At 49.1% G+C, this 16,080-nt stretch carries 17 protein-coding genes; 5 read left to right on the forward strand and 12 right to left on the reverse strand.

The annotated features are described in order from the left end of the window. A partial coding sequence (locus BZG83_RS13205; protein WP_077481215.1) for a YfbU family protein occupies nucleotides 1–486 on the forward strand: 486 nt, incomplete at its 5' end. A gap of 19 nt (nucleotides 487–505) precedes the next feature. Here BZG83_RS13205 and BZG83_RS13210 read toward each other — a convergent pair. Beyond that, nucleotides 506–982, reverse strand: coding sequence for a hypothetical protein (locus BZG83_RS13210; RefSeq protein WP_077481217.1), 477 nt, complete (start codon nucleotides 980–982; stop codon nucleotides 506–508). Nucleotides 983–1,082: 100 nt separating this feature from the next. Next, nucleotides 1,083–1,517, reverse strand: coding sequence for a DUF3653 domain-containing protein (locus BZG83_RS13215; RefSeq protein ID WP_077481219.1), 435 nt, complete (start codon nucleotides 1,515–1,517; stop codon nucleotides 1,083–1,085). A 610-nt stretch (nucleotides 1,518–2,127) separates the two neighbouring features. Here BZG83_RS13215 and BZG83_RS13225 point away from each other — a divergent pair. Next, nucleotides 2,128–3,012 (forward strand): TPR end-of-group domain-containing protein, encoded by an 885-nt coding sequence (locus BZG83_RS13225; protein WP_077481223.1) that lies wholly within the window; start codon nucleotides 2,128–2,130, stop codon nucleotides 3,010–3,012. Nucleotides 3,013–3,066: 54 nt separating this feature from the next. Here the strand turns inward: BZG83_RS13225 and yciH are convergent, their stop codons facing one another. Then, nucleotides 3,067–3,390: a stress response translation initiation inhibitor YciH gene (yciH, locus tag BZG83_RS13230; RefSeq protein ID WP_077481225.1), complete on the reverse strand. Its 324-nt coding sequence runs from the start codon at nucleotides 3,388–3,390 to the stop codon at nucleotides 3,067–3,069. Nucleotides 3,391–3,492: 102 nt separating this feature from the next. Then, entirely contained in the window at nucleotides 3,493–3,855 is a 363-nt protein-coding gene (locus BZG83_RS13235) for a DUF3319 domain-containing protein (RefSeq protein ID WP_077481227.1), read from the reverse strand. Between the two features lie 213 nt (nucleotides 3,856–4,068). Here BZG83_RS13235 and BZG83_RS13240 point away from each other — a divergent pair, with 213 nt between their 5' ends. Beyond that, nucleotides 4,069–5,022 carry a tyrosine-type recombinase/integrase gene (locus BZG83_RS13240; RefSeq protein WP_077481229.1) on the forward strand — a complete coding sequence of 318 codons (954 nt, stop codon included), beginning with the start codon at nucleotides 4,069–4,071 and terminating at the stop codon, nucleotides 5,020–5,022. A 3-nt stretch (nucleotides 5,023–5,025) separates the two neighbouring features. On the opposite strand, the gene BZG83_RS13245 is transcribed toward BZG83_RS13240, so the two are convergent. Further along, nucleotides 5,026–6,030 carry a D-alanine--D-alanine ligase gene (locus tag BZG83_RS13245; RefSeq protein WP_077481231.1) on the reverse strand — a complete coding sequence of 335 codons (1,005 nt, stop codon included), beginning with the start codon at nucleotides 6,028–6,030 and terminating at the stop codon, nucleotides 5,026–5,028. Between the two features lie 226 nt (nucleotides 6,031–6,256). Then, complete coding sequence (locus BZG83_RS13250) at nucleotides 6,257–6,739, reverse strand: SPOR domain-containing protein (protein ID WP_077481233.1); 483 nt, start codon at nucleotides 6,737–6,739, stop codon at nucleotides 6,257–6,259. Nucleotides 6,740–7,007: 268 nt separating this feature from the next. On the opposite strand from BZG83_RS13250, the gene BZG83_RS13255 reads away from it, so the two are divergent. Next, nucleotides 7,008–9,707: a bifunctional acetate--CoA ligase family protein/GNAT family N-acetyltransferase gene (locus BZG83_RS13255; RefSeq protein ID WP_077481235.1), complete on the forward strand. Its 2,700-nt coding sequence runs from the start codon at nucleotides 7,008–7,010 to the stop codon at nucleotides 9,705–9,707. Between the two features lie 5 nt (nucleotides 9,708–9,712). Here BZG83_RS13255 and BZG83_RS13260 read toward each other — a convergent pair whose 3' ends face one another. Further along, on the reverse strand, nucleotides 9,713–10,624 hold the full coding sequence (locus BZG83_RS13260) for a LysR family transcriptional regulator (protein WP_077481236.1): 912 nt from the start codon (nucleotides 10,622–10,624) through the stop codon (nucleotides 9,713–9,715). A 241-nt stretch (nucleotides 10,625–10,865) separates the two neighbouring features. Between BZG83_RS13260 and BZG83_RS13265 the strand changes: the two genes are divergently transcribed. Then, complete coding sequence (locus BZG83_RS13265; protein ID WP_077481238.1) at nucleotides 10,866–12,497, forward strand: DUF2813 domain-containing protein; 1,632 nt, start codon at nucleotides 10,866–10,868, stop codon at nucleotides 12,495–12,497. On the opposite strand, the gene BZG83_RS13270 is transcribed toward BZG83_RS13265, so the two are convergent. The 5 genes from BZG83_RS13270 to BZG83_RS13290 all read right to left on the reverse strand — a co-directional run. After that, on the reverse strand, nucleotides 12,498–13,058 hold the full coding sequence (locus tag BZG83_RS13270; protein ID WP_077481240.1) for a DUF3833 domain-containing protein: 561 nt from the start codon (nucleotides 13,056–13,058) through the stop codon (nucleotides 12,498–12,500). After that, nucleotides 13,055–13,591, reverse strand: a complete 537-nt coding sequence (locus BZG83_RS13275) for a hypothetical protein (protein WP_077481242.1) — start codon at nucleotides 13,589–13,591, stop codon at nucleotides 13,055–13,057. The genes BZG83_RS13270 and BZG83_RS13275 overlap by 4 nt, the downstream gene beginning before the upstream one ends. Next, the gene (locus tag BZG83_RS13280) at nucleotides 13,591–14,106 is read right to left on the reverse strand and encodes a DUF2878 domain-containing protein (RefSeq protein ID WP_158011466.1); all 516 of its coding nucleotides are present in this window, start codon (nucleotides 14,104–14,106) and stop codon (nucleotides 13,591–13,593) included. The genes BZG83_RS13275 and BZG83_RS13280 overlap by 1 nt, the downstream gene beginning before the upstream one ends. Nucleotides 14,107–14,110: 4 nt before the next feature. Continuing rightward, on the reverse strand, nucleotides 14,111–15,352 hold the full coding sequence (locus BZG83_RS13285; protein ID WP_077481246.1) for an SAM-dependent methyltransferase: 1,242 nt from the start codon (nucleotides 15,350–15,352) through the stop codon (nucleotides 14,111–14,113). A gap of 2 nt (nucleotides 15,353–15,354) precedes the next feature. Next, a partial coding sequence (locus tag BZG83_RS13290) for a DUF1365 domain-containing protein (protein ID WP_241828295.1) occupies nucleotides 15,355–16,080 on the reverse strand: 726 nt, incomplete at its 5' end.

A 16,080-nucleotide genomic window follows, 5' to 3' on the forward strand; every position in this document is an offset into this window, starting at 1 on the left:
AACCCAGACCATGCGAGTATTAATGCGAAATTTGTACGCAAGGCCATATCAAGTGGTTGCCAGTGGGCGCTAGATATGGAACATATAGGTAAAAATATCCCTTTAGAGCAAATTAGTAGCGAGACAGTAGATTTTGTATGTAATGTCTTTGATATGTACGWAATCATTGAAGTGAGTTTCGATAGCTTGAATCCTCAAGATAAGCAGCATGTGTTAGATGAATCTAGTGCTATAACATCTGAGTTTGAAGGCTTCGATGGCAACAATGAGTCTGACTATAAACTCGTGGCTAGATTTTTAGTTGATGAAATGGACCTTTTTTCCGGTATTGGTGAAAGGGCATACATAAACTCACATTACCCCAAGGTTGCTAAATATCAGGCCATGCTGGATATCTTCTTGCCCATGAGAATGGAATTTCGTGTGGGAGCACCTTTATCTCGTGAGCAGTTAATTGCAATCCTCGGAGCGAGAGTTAATCCGTAAAAAAAGGCCCATCAGGGCCTTATTTATACTTATACGACAAGGCTACTTTCAGCGCATCCTGATAATCAAACCTAGCCCCCGATTCTTGCAACAAATCTAAATGTGCACTGATGCTATCATCATCAAGATAGCCAGATTCCTCGGCCGCTTCAAAGGCATATTGTCCGGCCATATCGTGCGGCTCGCGTAAATCAGTGCCACCAAAGTAGGGCGATGCTTCTCCGTTTGCACTGGCGTTGATAATTTCGATGACTTCATCAAATGTTTTAGCTTCTGAAATAGCATTAGTCATAGTGCGTTCCTTTTCGTTATCGGTAATGTGGCGTGTTAGAACATAGCGTGTTAAGTGGTCAATGGCTGGCTTACACTCGCCACGTTCAATGCGGCCAATCGTGCTGGGTGAAATCGCGTAGCCGGTTAAATCCTTGATGATGTTTGCTGCTTTGGCGCGACTCCCTAAGCAAGTCACAATCGCGGCCATGCTGGCAATTTTCATGTTAACCCGTCCCATGTCTCTGAATGTGTTTTTACTATATCGTGCGATTCGCATTAGTGATAGTGCGAATCGCACGATAAATATCAAAATGCGACCAATATCATTTTTTTATTTTGTCGCGAATAGGGATCCACGGCGCGGCCTCGCAACGACGGCCACCACGAAATGGTTTAGGGTGTTCACGCGGCGGCTGCACCTGAACGCGGCCTTTGATGTGACCGTGACGCCGCAAAAGCTCCAAATACTCACCACGCCAAAGTGGGTAGGCGTCCAAATCTTTTGGATTAAATTTATGGCCGTCGGGCGTCACTAAAAAGCCGTTTTCTTCATCAACACGAAAACCCGACCACCGCGTATCATTCGGCAGATAGCCGCGCGCTTTGATGATCAGCAGCTTTTCAGCCATAGGATTGGGCGGCGTGGTGCCGTCTAACCAGCGTTTGACCGTCACGGCTTTGACATGGAAATATTGCGCACCAGCGTTTATCGAATCGAATTCACGCCAAAAAAGCGTTCGAAATGCGTCAATCATCATGTGATAAACCTCACAAATACATCTTTAATTTGTTGGTTTTTTTCGATTGATGCGCGCACATTTAATCGGAAAAAGCGAATTGCAGCCGCGAAAGACAAAAACCAGTGAAAAAAGGAAAAAGCGCGGCATGGCGAAAAGATACAGAAAACAAGGCAGATAAAAAACAAGAACATCACTGAAAGGCTGATAATTCGGGGGGTTAGAATGGATTTACGCAAATTATCCGGCATTTGTTAACAAGCCATCCTTTGGTGCGCATTATCTATGTTATGTTAAATGATATATCCGTCAGATCAAGATTGGCATCAACAAGACAAGTGCCTGCATTCCTCGTCGATACGTTTTGTCCCCTTCACTGTGTTTACGCGACTATTCAACGTAATCGTATATTTACCATAAAATAGCTAATCACCACTTTCTTTAATCCACTCAGTTCAAATGCTTCGCTTGACCTAAGGTGCTTCAATCTCGCAGTGATAAGCTAAATGATGATCTTTTATGGGTATATTTAGTGTTATCTCAGCAGTTTCCGCCTGTTGACCTTTTTAGGTGCTGCAAGGTTTGCTACAGTTTTGCTAGTTTGTACGCGAACCGTTAAATAAGGGAAAAAATGAGAGTTCAAATAGTGGCTTGGCTGTTAGTCGCATTGACCAGCTTCAGTGTGTCTGCCGAGGATGAAGGCGAAGCCAAACAAGCCTCCGCACAACCTAAGTCGTATGCGGAACAAAGTATTTATGACAAGCCATTGATGGAACGCTATGTTTTGGATGAGATTCGTAATCTCAGAACAGACTTCCAAGCCCTTGAAAAGCGTATGGTGGTTGAGATTACCGACCGTGAATTAGACGTGGCGGACAAATCACTTAACTATGCCAATGTCACCGTCACCTACTTTTTCTATTTGATTGCGGGCGCTGCATCATTGATCGCACTGGTTGGTTGGCAATCGTTGCGTGATATTAAGAACAACACCAAAGAACTCGCTGACCAACAGTTATCGGAAATTGCTGAACAATATGAGCGAAAGTTCCAAGCGTTAGAGCGCGATTTGAAACGCAAAACACGTATCATCGCCGAGAATAACAAAGAAATTGAACGGATTAATGAGATCCATAACCTTTGGTTACGCGCACAGCATTCACAAACGCCAGAACAACGGATGGAAATCTACAATGAGATTTTAAAAATTCGCCCTGGTGATCTAGAAGCCCTCACTCATAAAGCGGATGCCGCGATGGAAATGGGTGAATACCATTGGGCGTTGAGTATCAGTAACCGTGTTTTAGAAGTGGATGACAAAAATGCCAACGCCCTCTTCCAGCGTGCTTGTGCTTATGCCCGTCTTGGTGCGGAAGAGCAAGCGATATCTGACTTGGAAGTCGCCGTGGCGGAAAGCGCTTCTCTGCGTGAAGCGGCTCGTGAAGAGGCTGACTTTGAATCACTTCACGGTAACGAGCGCTTTGACGTGTTGATTGATCCGGAGAGTAATCCTTAGTCAGCATCCATTATGGCAAATCATAGACAATGGGCAGCATGCGCTGCCCGTTTTTTATCCACCGGCGAGTTTGACGGTGTGGCCTTTTTTCTCAAGATGGGCTTTGATTTGATCGCGTTTATCCCCTTGGATTTCGATAACGCCGTCTTTAATCGCGCCACCACAGCCGCATACTTTTTTAAGCTCGGCGGCGAGTAGTTTTAACGCCGCGTCTTCAAGATCCAGCCCTGTTACTAAGCTAACGCCCTTCCCTTTACGCCCTTTTGTTTGGCGCTGAATACGAACGATGCCATCTCCCCTTGGGCGAACTGGCTTTTCCGTTGCCTCTTTGATGCGGCCGGTTTCGGTAGAATAAACTAATCGGTTGTTATCAGACATGGTGTATACGTAATGTGAAAACCTTGGTGAGACTATACCAAAACAAAAAGCGGCTTTGCAGATAAAGCCGCTCATCTTATTGGTTGGTATACATTGAGTGTATTAGGCGCGCAGTTTTTCGCCGTTGCGATCAATATAAAGTTTGAGGGCGGGTAAGGTTCCTTTCATCAGGTTTCCCCGAACCATCATGTACCAGCCCTTTTCGTCTTTCTCGGGATCGTCATTCATCAGGCGAAACCCTTTGTACTCTTCGACTTGGCGGGTTTGTTTACGAGCAAGCGCATCAAACTCGGCAGGATCAGTGACCATGCTGGTATCGACCCACCATTCAATCGACTTTTTGACACCAGTCAAGCTGCCAGACACAACTTTACCGCCTAGCCGTGCACGATACACCTCTTGGATATCACCAGAGCCTTCTACTTTCTCAATGGTGTAGCCACGGTGAAAAAGGCGTTGGGTCATAGTTTCCTCCTGATGCCGTTCCCACAATAGTAATCTACCTATTATGAGTTACGAACCTACTAAATTTTTAGACTATTATCACGTTGAGTTCGAGGATTTTCACTAATTTTCAGTCTTGGAAAGACAGGTGGTTAGACAAAGTGCGATATGTTTCAAGTTTTATTCTTTGGTTGCTGTTATTATATTCGTATAGCAATAAAGTTATAGTGCGCTATGAAAAAGATTAATCCCATTGATGACAAGAACTTAAGTGCGAGTATTCAAAAATTTAACCAGGGCATACTCTCCGTTGAGGATTGGAATGGTGTGACAGAATCTCGGTACAGTCGAAACTCTCTACTAAGCTATCGAAATGACTGGCAAGTTTTTGTTTCTTTTTGCCAAAGCCAACATGTCACGGCGTTACCCTGCGCGGTGACAACACTGCGTCGATTTGCTGAACTCACCTCTCAGCAGCGAAAAGTATCGGCGATCCGCCGAATCATTGTTACTGTGGGCTTGGTGCATCGCTTACACCGTCAGCGAGATCCGAGTAAGCATCGCGAAGTGAAATATGCCATGGCGCGGTTGCTTGCTGCGAAACTCCCAGAGGCAAAAGAGGCCGCACCATTTAAAAAAAGACACCTGTCAGCACTTCGAGAGCAGTTCCAATCAAGCAAGCGACTGCGCGATATTCGCGATCTTTTAATTTGGTCATTGTGTTATGAGGGCTTACTCAAACGCAGTGAACTCGCCGCACTCGCCGCAGAAGATGTTATGTATGACGGCGAAAAAGCCTATGTGATGATTGGAGAGCAACGGGTTGTGCTCTCTGAACAAACGGCAATGACACTCGCCACTTGGCTCGAGTACAGTGGGATCCATCAAGGCCCCCTACTGCGACGAATTAACAAGCATGGTCACTTAGGCGACACACCGTTAGACCCCTCTTCAATTTATCGCGTTTTTCGCCGCGCCAGTGATGTGTTAGGGGAATCAGTGATGTTCTCTGGACAATCACCACGCGTAGGGGCAAGTAAAGCTCTGGCAAAGCAAGGGTTAAGTATCAAGCAAATCCAACATCTAGGCCGCTGGAAAAGTCCGGCTATGCCGGCGCAATATGTCGGCAACCGCGAAGCCAGTGAGCAAGCCAAGGCACGTTACCGACATAAAAAGCCTACAGAGTAGCGCCTAAATTACCCGTTTCCCTGTTGCTTTGCTAATACACTGGGCGAGATATTCGTGGAAAGAATAACCATGATGCTCTACCAATTTGGGGAACATCGAAATCGGGGTCATTCCTGGGAAAGTATTGATTTCATTCAGTAAGATTTGATTGTCGTCACTCAAAAAGAAGTCGATACGAGACAAATCTTTTAAGCGTAGGTGCACAAATGCTTGACGCGCATACTGTTGAATCGCCTCTATTTGTTGATCCGTGAGGTTCGCCGCTTCAATATGCGTATTGCTATGGCTCCCGTCGCTGTACTTTTCCTCGTAGGTGTAGAAGGTGTTCTCTGGGCAGCTGATTTCGCCCGGCGGTGTGACAATTACATCCTCTCCCATGTGGAACGCGGCGACTTCAAGCTCACGTGGTTTGATCGCTTTCTCGATAAGCACTTGGTCTGAAAACGTAAACGCATCTGCAATTCGCGCTTCTAGCTCATCGTCTTTCGCCACACGGTAGCAGCCCACGCTGGAGCCTTGGCTTGCCGCTTTTACAAAAACCGCCCCTTGCTCGTCATAAAAAGTGCGTGCCCGAGCCAAGCTACTTGGGCTTTGATCGGTTAAAAAGACGTAAGGTGTATTCGGAATCCCAAGGGCGTCAAACCATAGCTTGGAGGTGATTTTATTAAAGCACACTCGGCTCGCTTCAGGTCCGCAACCGAGATAAGGCAAGCCTGTAATTTCTAATAATGATTGAATATCGCCTGTCTCACCGGGAAAGCCGTGAATACAAGGCACCACATAATGGATTTGGGTGTGTTCTACCTTGCTACACAGCATGCCATCGGTATCCAAGTGGCAGCGCATGCCATCCGCTAAATGCCAACCTTGATCGGTCATTTCCACTTTATGGACTTTCACTCGCGGCAGTTTTGCCAGTTGTGACTCAAGATACTGAGCCGAAATCAAAGAAATCGCATGTTCAGCGCCACCGCCACCACACAGCAAAAGAAGGTTTATTTTACTCATCATTTTCTCACAAGACGTGTCATGCACGTATTTTGCTGACTTTTAAGCCATAGTAGACAATTGTTCGCTAGCTTTCATTATCCAAACAATCTTTATGCCCGCTTTGATAGTCAATTGCTTGTCAATTATACAAGTGAGTACGGCACACCAGGCGCTCAGCTGTGCGTCATCCACCACACACAAAAAAGCCGGCAAATCGCCGGCCAGTTCAGCAAATGGGCCGCGCTTAGTTAACGCGCACCATTTGTGGGTTGGACGAGCGTTTGATATCCGCAATGGAGCGAACAAATGGGCCATATTGGCGCACTGTTTGTGGAAGCGCCTGAATCGCTTGCTTGGCCGCATCTCGGGTTGGATACTCGCCATAGAGCAAGGTGTACCAAGGCAAACCATCGACCATTTTTTTATTGCTCCAAAGCGGCTGATCGCTGGGTAAGCGTTTAGCGTAATCGCTAAATCCACGATCGTGACTCAGTGCTACAACTTGAATGGTATAGCCCGGCCCTTGTTTCGCTGGTTTTACCGTTTGCTTTTTAGGCGCAGGTTTTGGCTGAGCTTGTGGCATCGGCTCCGCTTTCGCCATCTCTGGCTGTTCGTTCGCACGGGTATCGGTCGACTCAATGGTCTGACTATAGATTTCGGTAGTGACGCCGCCACCGCTGCATCCCGTCAAGAGCGCGGCAACAGCCAATAAGGCCAATTTTTTCATTGCAATTCTGTCAGTTATCCAAGTTTGTGTCATTGTGCCCCCGACCTAACAACCATTCAATAAAAACTTAGGTGGCGGCGTAAGGTTTCGGCTGCAGCTCACAGATGGCCACCCCTGCCTGTTTTTCAGTGTATCGTGTTGAATAAATTCTGCTCCGCACAGATCACATTGCGTTAAAAAAAACCGCTGAATTCAAGCACGAATAGATACACTGGCTGACAATCTATCCTGTTTCTCGGCTTATCATGCCACGCAAAGGAGGAGCGTTATGTCAGGGATTGATCAGTTACTTAAGCCCAAATCAATCGCGGTTGTTGGTGCCTCAGACCAAGCTAACCGCGCTGGGTATGTGGTGACTCGCAACCTGCAATCGGGGGGATTTCAAGGCCCAATCATGCCCGTCACGCCGAAATATCAGGCGGTTGCGGGAATACTGGCCTACAAAACCATCGAAGCACTGCCATTAGTGCCTGACTTAGCCATCCTGTGTACCCGCGGCGAGCACAATCTCAGTCTCATCGAACAGCTGGGCGAACGTGGCGTCAAATTAGTGATCGTGCTAGCAGCGGGCATGCGCGGGCAATTTAATGAGCAAGGCGAAAGTCACTTTTCACATATGCAGGCCATTGCGGCGCGCTATACCATGCGGGTGCTTGGACCGAACAGTCTGGGGATGATTCTGCCTTGGCTCAATTTGAATGCGTCATTTGCGCCTGTGTCTGCCAATAAAGGAAACATTGCCTTTATTTCTCAATCCGCCGCTGTCTGCACCACAATTTTAGACTGGGCCAAAAATAAGCGAATCGGCTTCTCGACCTTTATTTCACTCGGCGAAGCCTGTGACATCGATTTTCCAGAATTATTGGATTATCTGTGTCGCGACAGTAAAACCGATGCCATTTTGCTTTATGTGGACTCAATCCGTGATGCGAGACGATTTATTTCCGCCGCTCGCGCCGCGGCACGTAACCGACGTATTTTGGTGCTAAAAAGTGGCCGCACTCGCGGTGGCTCGGTGGCATTGGAACAGCTGAGCCACACCAATATGGGCCTCGATGCAGCCTATGACGCCGCCATTCGTCGCTCGGGGATGCTGCGCGTGAACAACACTCACGAACTATTCGCCGCGGTCGAAACCTTGTCGCACTCCGTTCCTTTACGTGGCGAGCGTTTGGCCATTATTACCAATGGCGGCGGCCCTGCCGTTATGGCGGTCGATACACTGATGGAGTCGGGCGGTAAGTTGGCGTCCCTCAGTGAGAAAACTATTGAAGCGTTGAATCAGGTATTACCCGCAAGTTGGTCGCGTACCAACCCGATCGATATCGTAGGCGATGCGGACACACAACGATACCAAGATGCCATTGATATTCTGTTGGCGAGTGATGATGCCGATGCACTGCTTATCATGCATTCACCCTCGGTCACGGCGCCGGGGCTGGCTACCGCGAAAGCCATTATCGCTGCTCTCAAGGAAAACCCGCGCGCGCGGCGTTTTAATATTCTCACTAACTGGCAAGGCGAAGGCGATGACGCCACCGTGGCTCGATTAGCATTTACCCACGCGGGCTACCCGACCTATCGCACACCAGAAAGCGCCGTTACCGCCTACATGCATTTGGTAGAGTACCGGCGTAACCAAAAGCAGTTGATGGAAACGCCCACGTCCACCGGACAAACAGACTACGATTTGCCGGCGGTTCGCGCCTTTATCGATCAAGCTGAAGACATTGAGCACCTCACTCTCACCACACATGAAGTCCGCCCTCTTCTTGAAGCGTATGGCTTACACGTCATGTCAACCTGGCTGGCTAGCGATCCGGTCGAAGCGGCGCAAATTGCCGAGCAAGTGGGCTATCCGGTTGCGGTGAAACTGAGATCGCCGGATATCCAGCATAAGTCGGATGTACAAGGCGTGATGCTCAACTTGCGCACGGCCGCTGAAGTGGCGAATGCTTCACAAGCCATTTTGGACCSCGTGTCTATGACATTCCCAAACGCACGCATTCAAGGCTTATTGATTCAATCCATGGCTCCCCGCGCCGGTGCGCAAGAGCTAAGAGTGACCATCAGTAATGATCCCGTGTTTGGCACCATTATCTTATTGGGTGAAGGTGGCTCGGACTGGGACGTGACCAAAGATGCCGCGGTGGCCATCCCGCCGCTCAATATGGCGTTAGCCCGCTATTTGGTGATTGGCGCGATTAAGTCTGGCAAAATCAAACAGCGCGGCTTCCCCGTTTCCATTGATGTGCCCAGTTTATGCCGCTTTTTAGTGACACTGTCACAGATGATCATTGATTGTCCTGAAATTGACGAACTGGATATTCACCCACTGTTAGTCGCTGGCGACGAGCTCACTGTATTAGACGCCTCTCTACAATTGCGTGATTATGCCGGTAGTCAGCATCAACGTTTGGCGATACGCCCCTATCCTAAAGAGCTTGAGCAACAGGTTACCTTAAAAAATGGCAATACATTGCTATTACGTCCTATTCTTCCCGAAGATGAGCCAACCCACAAAGCATTTGTAGAGCAAGTATCGGAGGAAGATCTTTATCGTCGCTTTTTCTCTGACGTGGGTGAACTTAACCATGAGGCCCTCGCCAACCTCACTCAGATTGACTACGACCGAGAAATGGCACTGGTTGCGACCTACACCTCTCCTTCTGGACAAGAAGAAATTTGGGGCGTGGTCCGTTTGCTGGCTGATCCTGAAAATACAGAAGCCGAGTTCGCCGTGCTGGTGCGCTCGGATTTAAAAGGCGTTGGCCTTGGCAGTATCTTGATGACTGCGATCATCGATTACGCCAAACAGGCCGGCCTGTCTCGCATTACCGGCATGACAATGCCGGCGAACCGAGGCATGATTGGATTAGCACAAAAGTGCGGTTTTAGTATTGATGTGCAGATGGCAGACGGCGTGGTGGATATGCTGCTGCCACTGCATAAAAACCAAGATGCATAAACCGATTACGGCGTATCAATTGGAATGTCACCGGCTTGCAAATAGGGCGCAAGCAGCTTAGGAACTTGCCGCACCAACCAAGATTTCGCATTGCCCATACGGTTGCGCTTCCACGCGAGTCCCATTTTTAACTCGAAAGGTGTGCTGCCCTTCAATAGCTTAAGACGACCCGCTTTCAAGTCATCTTGGATCCAAAACCACGGTAAAGTACCAATCCCCTGACCTGCCAATATCGCTTGATACTTATCATGCATCGAGCTGACGGTTAAACGTGGTTGATCTTCCAACACATTGTAAGTAATCGGCTGCATGCCGCGTGCAGTATCGGCAACCGCAACTCCCCGATAACCAGCCCGAATATCCGGGTCGACAGGTCGCGATTCCTTATGAATGGGATGATCAGGCGTGGCAACCCAGTACGCACTCATTTCACCTAAAGGTTGTACCTTAATCCCTTGAGGAACTGACGCTGGGATCGGCGCAATCAGCACATCTGCTCTATCTTGCGCGAGCGATTCCCAGCATCCGGCAAGAATTTCTTCTGACAGTTTCAAACGCGTGCTGCTTTTATTGGCAAGACGCTCAATGAGCGGGAAAAAGAACGCACTTTTAAACAAACCGTCATAGGCAAGCCGAATTTCGAGCTCCCACCCATGAGCTAACGACGCCGCGTCGGCAATCATCTCATCGGCCGCATTCAGTAATAAGCGTCCGCGCTCTACCAATAAATGGCCGGCGTCGGTAAATGTTGCACGGTGACCGGACCGATCAAAGATCACTAGTCCAAGCTCATCTTCCAGCTTTTGAACTTGGTAGCTCAGTGAGGAAGGGGCACGATTGAGTGACTCCGCTGCGGCGGCAAAACTGCCTTTTCGCTCAATGGCATCTAAAACCTGTAACGCTTCAAACGACAACATAGTGCTTCTCTTAATCTGCATCACGGAACGTCGCAGAGAATTGACGATGAGCGATGCAGGTAGGGACCTATAAAGTCTTAACACTTTAGCAGGGTTTTCAGTGCACTCCTACTTCAAACGCCAATAAAAAATGCCTATCAGATGATGAGATAAAAGCAATAAATCAGCGATATAGCACAAAATCGTCACCGGATTTATTTCCTTTCAACAAGAACTGTCATACAGTAAATGAGAGGTGACGATGAGACTAGACCGGATTGAAATAGCAGGCTTTCGTGGCATTAAGCGCCTGTCACTACAAGTTGATGAACTCACCGTTTTAATCGGTGAAAATGCGTGGGGTAAATCTTCCCTTCTCGACGCATTAGAAATCGCTTTGCATCCTAGTGGTGATCGCCCTAGCTTCAAACGCTCGGACTTTCATGTTGACCACACCCTAGGGATTGCCCCAGAACAACAATTTCAAATCGTACTGCGTTGGCAAGAAAGCTTTGCTGGCGAACATAAAGCGCGGCGCTATCGACGCTTTACACCGGTGTGGAATGGCGAGCATGAGGGTTGCCGCACTCTCGATTATCGCTTGAGCGCCACCACAGAAGAAAGCAAAGTCCACGTACGTCGCGAGTTTCTATCCAGTCAAGGCGATGTCATTCAAGATATCGATAGCGATGCGCTGGCACAGCACCTCATGCAGATCCACCCTGTGGTGCGGGTACGCGATGCAAGACGCATGCGAGTGCCCGGACAAACAGTGACCAAAGACAATACTCGCCTTGAGCAACGGCTCGATAATACCTATCGCCGGTTGTTAATGATGCCCGGACACGTTAATAAAGGAGAGATTAAGAGCGGACTACATGCGATGCGGCAACTGCTAGATCATTACTTTGCCGTACAAGAGCACGATCGTCCCCCTTACCCCATCCATGCCCCCGGAGCGTTAGCGTTTACCCATAATCAAATGCATCCCTTAGAGGCAGTGGCTAACAATACCTCCAATCAGAGTCATCTTGTTTTAATGGGACTGTTAAGCGCATTTGTGCGAGCGCGAGGGCCAAAGCAGCTTAAACGCAATGCGCGACCGATCATGGTATTTGAGGATCCCGAAGGTCGCCTGCACCCCACCTTATTGAATCAAGCTTGGCGCCTTATCCAGTTGATGCCGATGCAAAAAATACTGACCACCAATAGCGGTGATCTTTTGGCGGGGGTTCAACTTGATCATATCCGAAGATTGGTACGCCATCCGACCGAAACACGCAGCCACCAAGTCCCCTCACAGCTGTTAAGTAAAGATGAACGCCGTCGCGTTACCTTTCATGTCCGCTTTCATCGCCCCAGTGCCTTGTTTGCGCGCTGCTGGCTGTTGGTTGAAGGCGAGACGGAGATTTGGTTATTTAATGAGCTAGCTCGCTTGCAAGGTTATGACCTCGCTGCCGAAGGCGTCCACTTAATTGAATTTGCACAAAGCGGCCTACGTCCATTAATCAAAACCGCCAAAGCCTTGGGGATTGAATGGCACCTCGTCGCCGATGGTGATATGGCCGGGAAGAAGTATGCCGCAACAGCGCGCGGACAGATTGAGAATCAGCCGGAGGGCGTCAGGCTTACCGTTTTGCCGGATAAAGACATTGAACATTTCTTGTATAACAACGGCTATGAACCTTTGTTCCGAGATATGGCAGGCATGACAAGCCAACAGCCTCACATGAATGACAGGCGCATCATTACCAAGGCACTCAAGCGTTACGCCAAACCTGATGCCGCGCTCGCGATCATCGCCTATACCGAGAACGAACTGAAAACGCCGATCCCTAAGTTGCTTCGGTGGATCCTGCAACGCGCGATCGGCTTAGCCAGAGGGATGGGCTAATTAGCCCTCCTTGTTGATACGCTGGAAAAACAGAGTCACTTTCCCCACTTCAACCCCCCATTTGCGCATCGAGGTGACATTAAATAAATGATCTGAATCTTGTCGGAACATCCAGTCGTCAAAGTGCAGTTGATACTCGCTATCGCCAACGGGCACAACCAAATCATAGCGCCAATTTAACGCATTCCCTTCGACAACTCCTGTCGCAGTGCCCACGATATCTCCGGCGGTCCCTGAATAGGTGCCGTCTGCGTGGCGGGTAATCGTCCAAACACGCGTTTGGGTCTCGCCGTCGTCATACACAAAGGACTCGTCGAGTGTCAGTGTATCGCCATCCACAGTGCCAATGATATCTACCTCAAAACGCCGACGTTGCTCACCAGAAAAATCTTGCACCATACCCCATGCTTTTGTGTGTCCTTCAAAATACTCAAACAAGTCAAACGCAGGGGTACGCGCTTTGTAGTCTTCAATGTCCGCTGAACACGCCGTCAACAGCAGCGCAGCCACGGCGAGCAAGGCCCACTGAATTCGCTGGATCTGCCTCGTCGGTAGAATCATGTTGGATCTCCTAATAATGCTTTACGGTGATCGGGGTAATCGGTATTTTCTGATAACCAAATGGCCAAGAAGGCGTCGGCCAATGCCGTATCGGTCAGGTTAAGTGTTAGCTGCCAGTTTTGGTCCGCGCGTTGGTAATAAAACGAGCCACCAGTCCGGGTGCGCACAAATGCGAGACGATCGTTCTCCTTGATATCGCCCCAAGCTGGCGAGATTGTTTCCAGCCACACTGCGCGTTGCGATGCAGAGAACCCAAGGTGCTGCCACTGATCGTCCGTCGCTTCCATCAGCCGTTTGTCGCTGATATCTCGAGCATAGGTAATCACCAATGCATGTGGCTGTTGTGGTTGATACTCTCCGTCAGGCGCACGCAACTCGGAGCGATAGATCGTCCACCAGCCCCATGTGAGTGTTGCCTTGCCAACTTGAGGCCAAGATTGCCATGCATTCTCCATAGTAGGAGATGCCGTCTCGGCAGAACTCGGCCACGAGAGGATTAAGGTAAGCCAGCCCACGAGCAGAATAGCTTTCATCACTCACCTCCTGAGGCCAACGTCGTTGGCTGTGTTTTTTCTACCAGCCAACGTATTAGGTGGATAAGGATCACACTGTACACCGCCCATACCGCCACCAGAACGAGACTTGTGGTGAGCCAAGGTTGCGGAAAAACAATCGCGCCAAGCCGTTCTCCAGCAACATAACTGCTCGCGCCACCCAAAGCGCCAATCAAACTCATCGCCCATAGAGAATGGGTGAGAATGATCTCACGCAACAACCAAACGAAGGCGCAGAACCCGCACCAAAGTAGCGCCAGCCACACCGGCATCCACGCTGATGCAGGTTCAGTGGCAAGCCAGCCAAAATGGATTAACACATTGTCACCGACAAGGCCTATCGGCGTTAAGGTGATGATCGCCCAAAGGACATCGCGCTGATAGAAAATCGCCGCGGCAAGCATGGCGACTAGTAACCACTGGGTGCTACTTTGCCCCAACGCCGCCGTGAACCAAAACACGTTAAAAAGCAGAGAGATCACCACAAAGCGCATGATGTTAGGCCTCACGCCAAGCGGGGCGACTAAACAGCAACTGCACAGCGCTGATGGTGCGCTCGCGGAATCCCCCCTCACAGTAGCAGAAGTAGTATCGCCACAAACGCGCAAAGCGTTCATCATAGCCAAAGGTTTGTAGCGTATCTGCGTTTTGGTTAAAGCGCTGATGCCAGTCGGCGAGTGTATTGGCGTAATCGATACCAATATCTTTTAAATCACGAATCACAAAATCGGTCTGCGCGGTAAAATGATCCAGCAATACATTCACTGATGGTAAGAAGCCACCAGGAAAAATGTGCTTTTGGATAAAGTCTACATTCCGGCTATAGTGTTCATAGCGCTGATCGGCAATGGTGATGGCTTGAATGGCCATCAGTCCCTCAGGTTTGAGTAACGATTGACACTTTTTCACAAAGGTATCGAGATACTCTTTACCTACCGCTTCGATCATTTCAATCGAAACGAGCTTATCGTACTCACCGTCAAGATCGCGGTAATCTTCTTTTAGCAAGGTGATTTGGTTTTGCAGGCCCGCTTGTTCAATGCGAGCTTTTGCCCAAGCATACTGCTCTTCCGAAATCGTCGTCGTGGTGACGCGGCAACCGTACTCTTTAGCAGCGTAGATAGCCATGGCCCCCCAGCCCGACCCAATCTCAATTAAGTGATCCGATGGTTTGAGCTTGAGTTGCCGACAAAGGCGGTCCATTTTCTCAATTTGTGCCGCTTCCAGGCCCGCAGTGTTCTCGGTGTAAATAGCGCTAGAATAGAGCATCTGCTCATCAAGAAAGTGGCGGTACAGATCATTACCCAAATCGTAATGCGCGGAAATATTACGACGTGCGGTGTCTTTTTCGTTGCGGTTTCGCCAGTGTGCCAGCTTATTACCAAGATTCACCAACCAACCGGTGTGTTTTTCAATGCGATCGATGGCATGTAGGTTGCGAGCAAAGACGCGGATCACATCGGTCAGATTGGGAGATTCCCACCAACCATCCACGTAAGCTTCAGCGGCGGCAATACTTCCGCCGGTCAACATGCGAGTGTAAAAGCGCGGATCGTGGACGAGCACTGAGGCATGAAGGCTAGCTTGTGGATCACCACATTGTAAGGTTTGCCCCTGCTCGTCGACTAAAGAGATACAAGCATCTTTAACATGTGCCAGTAATGTGTAAACCAACTGCTTAGCATAGTGCTCTTTGCGTGTCAGCGTGCGTTGAGTTTGAGAAACGTCCGTCGCAGACATAATTACTCCTTCTTCGCACCTGGGTGCGGATAAAACGGTGCGCCCTTTATCCATAATTTGAGCGCCTGCCAATAAATACCAATGAGAACTTTTACTGTCTCGATCGGGGTTCGGATCAATAGTTTATTGAGGGTTTTCGTGGTAAAGGGGCGCCGCTTCATACCTAAAGTGGCATCGAACTCTCGATCATCTCGGTGCGCTTCTAAGTGCACATGCACACGTTCACCCAGTGGTTTGAGCCGCCAGTGATACCGTTGCTCAATCGGGTTGAATGGCGAAACATGAAAGGCTTTATCATGCTGCCAGCGCTTCCCCGCGGGTATCGCATAAAAATGCTTCTCTCCCCAAGGGGTATTACTCACCTCTGCCAACAAATACCGCCACTGATTGTCCGTGTCGTAGATGTAATAAAGGTTCACGGGGCTAAAGTACACGCCCAAATAGCGTAGTTGGCATAATGCGTAGACTTTACCCGAAATGCGCTCACCGGTTAGCGCATAGAGTTTATCGAGACAAGCCGCTTTGGTGTCCGACTCCCCCGCGAAATAGTCGGCGTGATGAAAAGCTGCGACCCCCCACTTCCCGAGTCGAAAGCCGCGCACACGCTCTGCCAGTGTGCTTAGCTCATCCAAATCAATCAGCGGCATAAACACGGGATAGTTAAAGGCGTGTTTGATTGGCGTAAAGCGTCTATGTCGGACTTGGCCGACATAAAGCCCGCTTTGAAG

This window comes from Salinivibrio sp. PR919 (genome assembly GCF_001995355.1).
Taxonomy (GTDB): Bacteria; Pseudomonadota; Gammaproteobacteria; order Enterobacterales; family Vibrionaceae; genus Salinivibrio; species Salinivibrio proteolyticus.

Coding starts and splice junctions, on each gene's coding strand:
- BZG83_RS13210 (WP_077481217.1), bottom strand. CDS start 982: ATGAAAATTGCCAGCATGGCCGCGATTGTGACTTGCTTAGGGAGTCGC.
- BZG83_RS13215 (WP_077481219.1), bottom strand. CDS start 1,517: ATGATGATTGACGCATTTCGAACGCTTTTTTGGCGTGAATTCGATTCG.
- BZG83_RS13225 (WP_077481223.1), top strand. CDS start 2,128: ATGAGAGTTCAAATAGTGGCTTGGCTGTTAGTCGCATTGACCAGCTTC.
- yciH (WP_077481225.1), bottom strand. CDS start 3,390: ATGTCTGATAACAACCGATTAGTTTATTCTACCGAAACCGGCCGCATC.
- BZG83_RS13235 (WP_077481227.1), bottom strand. CDS start 3,855: ATGACCCAACGCCTTTTTCACCGTGGCTACACCATTGAGAAAGTAGAA.
- BZG83_RS13240 (WP_077481229.1), top strand. CDS start 4,069: ATGAAAAAGATTAATCCCATTGATGACAAGAACTTAAGTGCGAGTATT.
- BZG83_RS13245 (WP_077481231.1), bottom strand. CDS start 6,030: ATGAGTAAAATAAACCTTCTTTTGCTGTGTGGTGGCGGTGGCGCTGAA.
- BZG83_RS13250 (WP_077481233.1), bottom strand. CDS start 6,739: ATGAAAAAATTGGCCTTATTGGCTGTTGCCGCGCTCTTGACGGGATGC.
- BZG83_RS13260 (WP_077481236.1), bottom strand. CDS start 10,624: ATGTTGTCGTTTGAAGCGTTACAGGTTTTAGATGCCATTGAGCGAAAA.
- BZG83_RS13265 (WP_077481238.1), top strand. CDS start 10,866: ATGAGACTAGACCGGATTGAAATAGCAGGCTTTCGTGGCATTAAGCGC.
- BZG83_RS13270 (WP_077481240.1), bottom strand. CDS start 13,058: ATGATTCTACCGACGAGGCAGATCCAGCGAATTCAGTGGGCCTTGCTC.
- BZG83_RS13275 (WP_077481242.1), bottom strand. CDS start 13,591: ATGAAAGCTATTCTGCTCGTGGGCTGGCTTACCTTAATCCTCTCGTGG.
- BZG83_RS13280 (WP_158011466.1), bottom strand. CDS start 14,106: ATGCGCTTTGTGGTGATCTCTCTGCTTTTTAACGTGTTTTGGTTCACG.
- BZG83_RS13285 (WP_077481246.1), bottom strand. CDS start 15,352: ATGTCTGCGACGGACGTTTCTCAAACTCAACGCACGCTGACACGCAAA.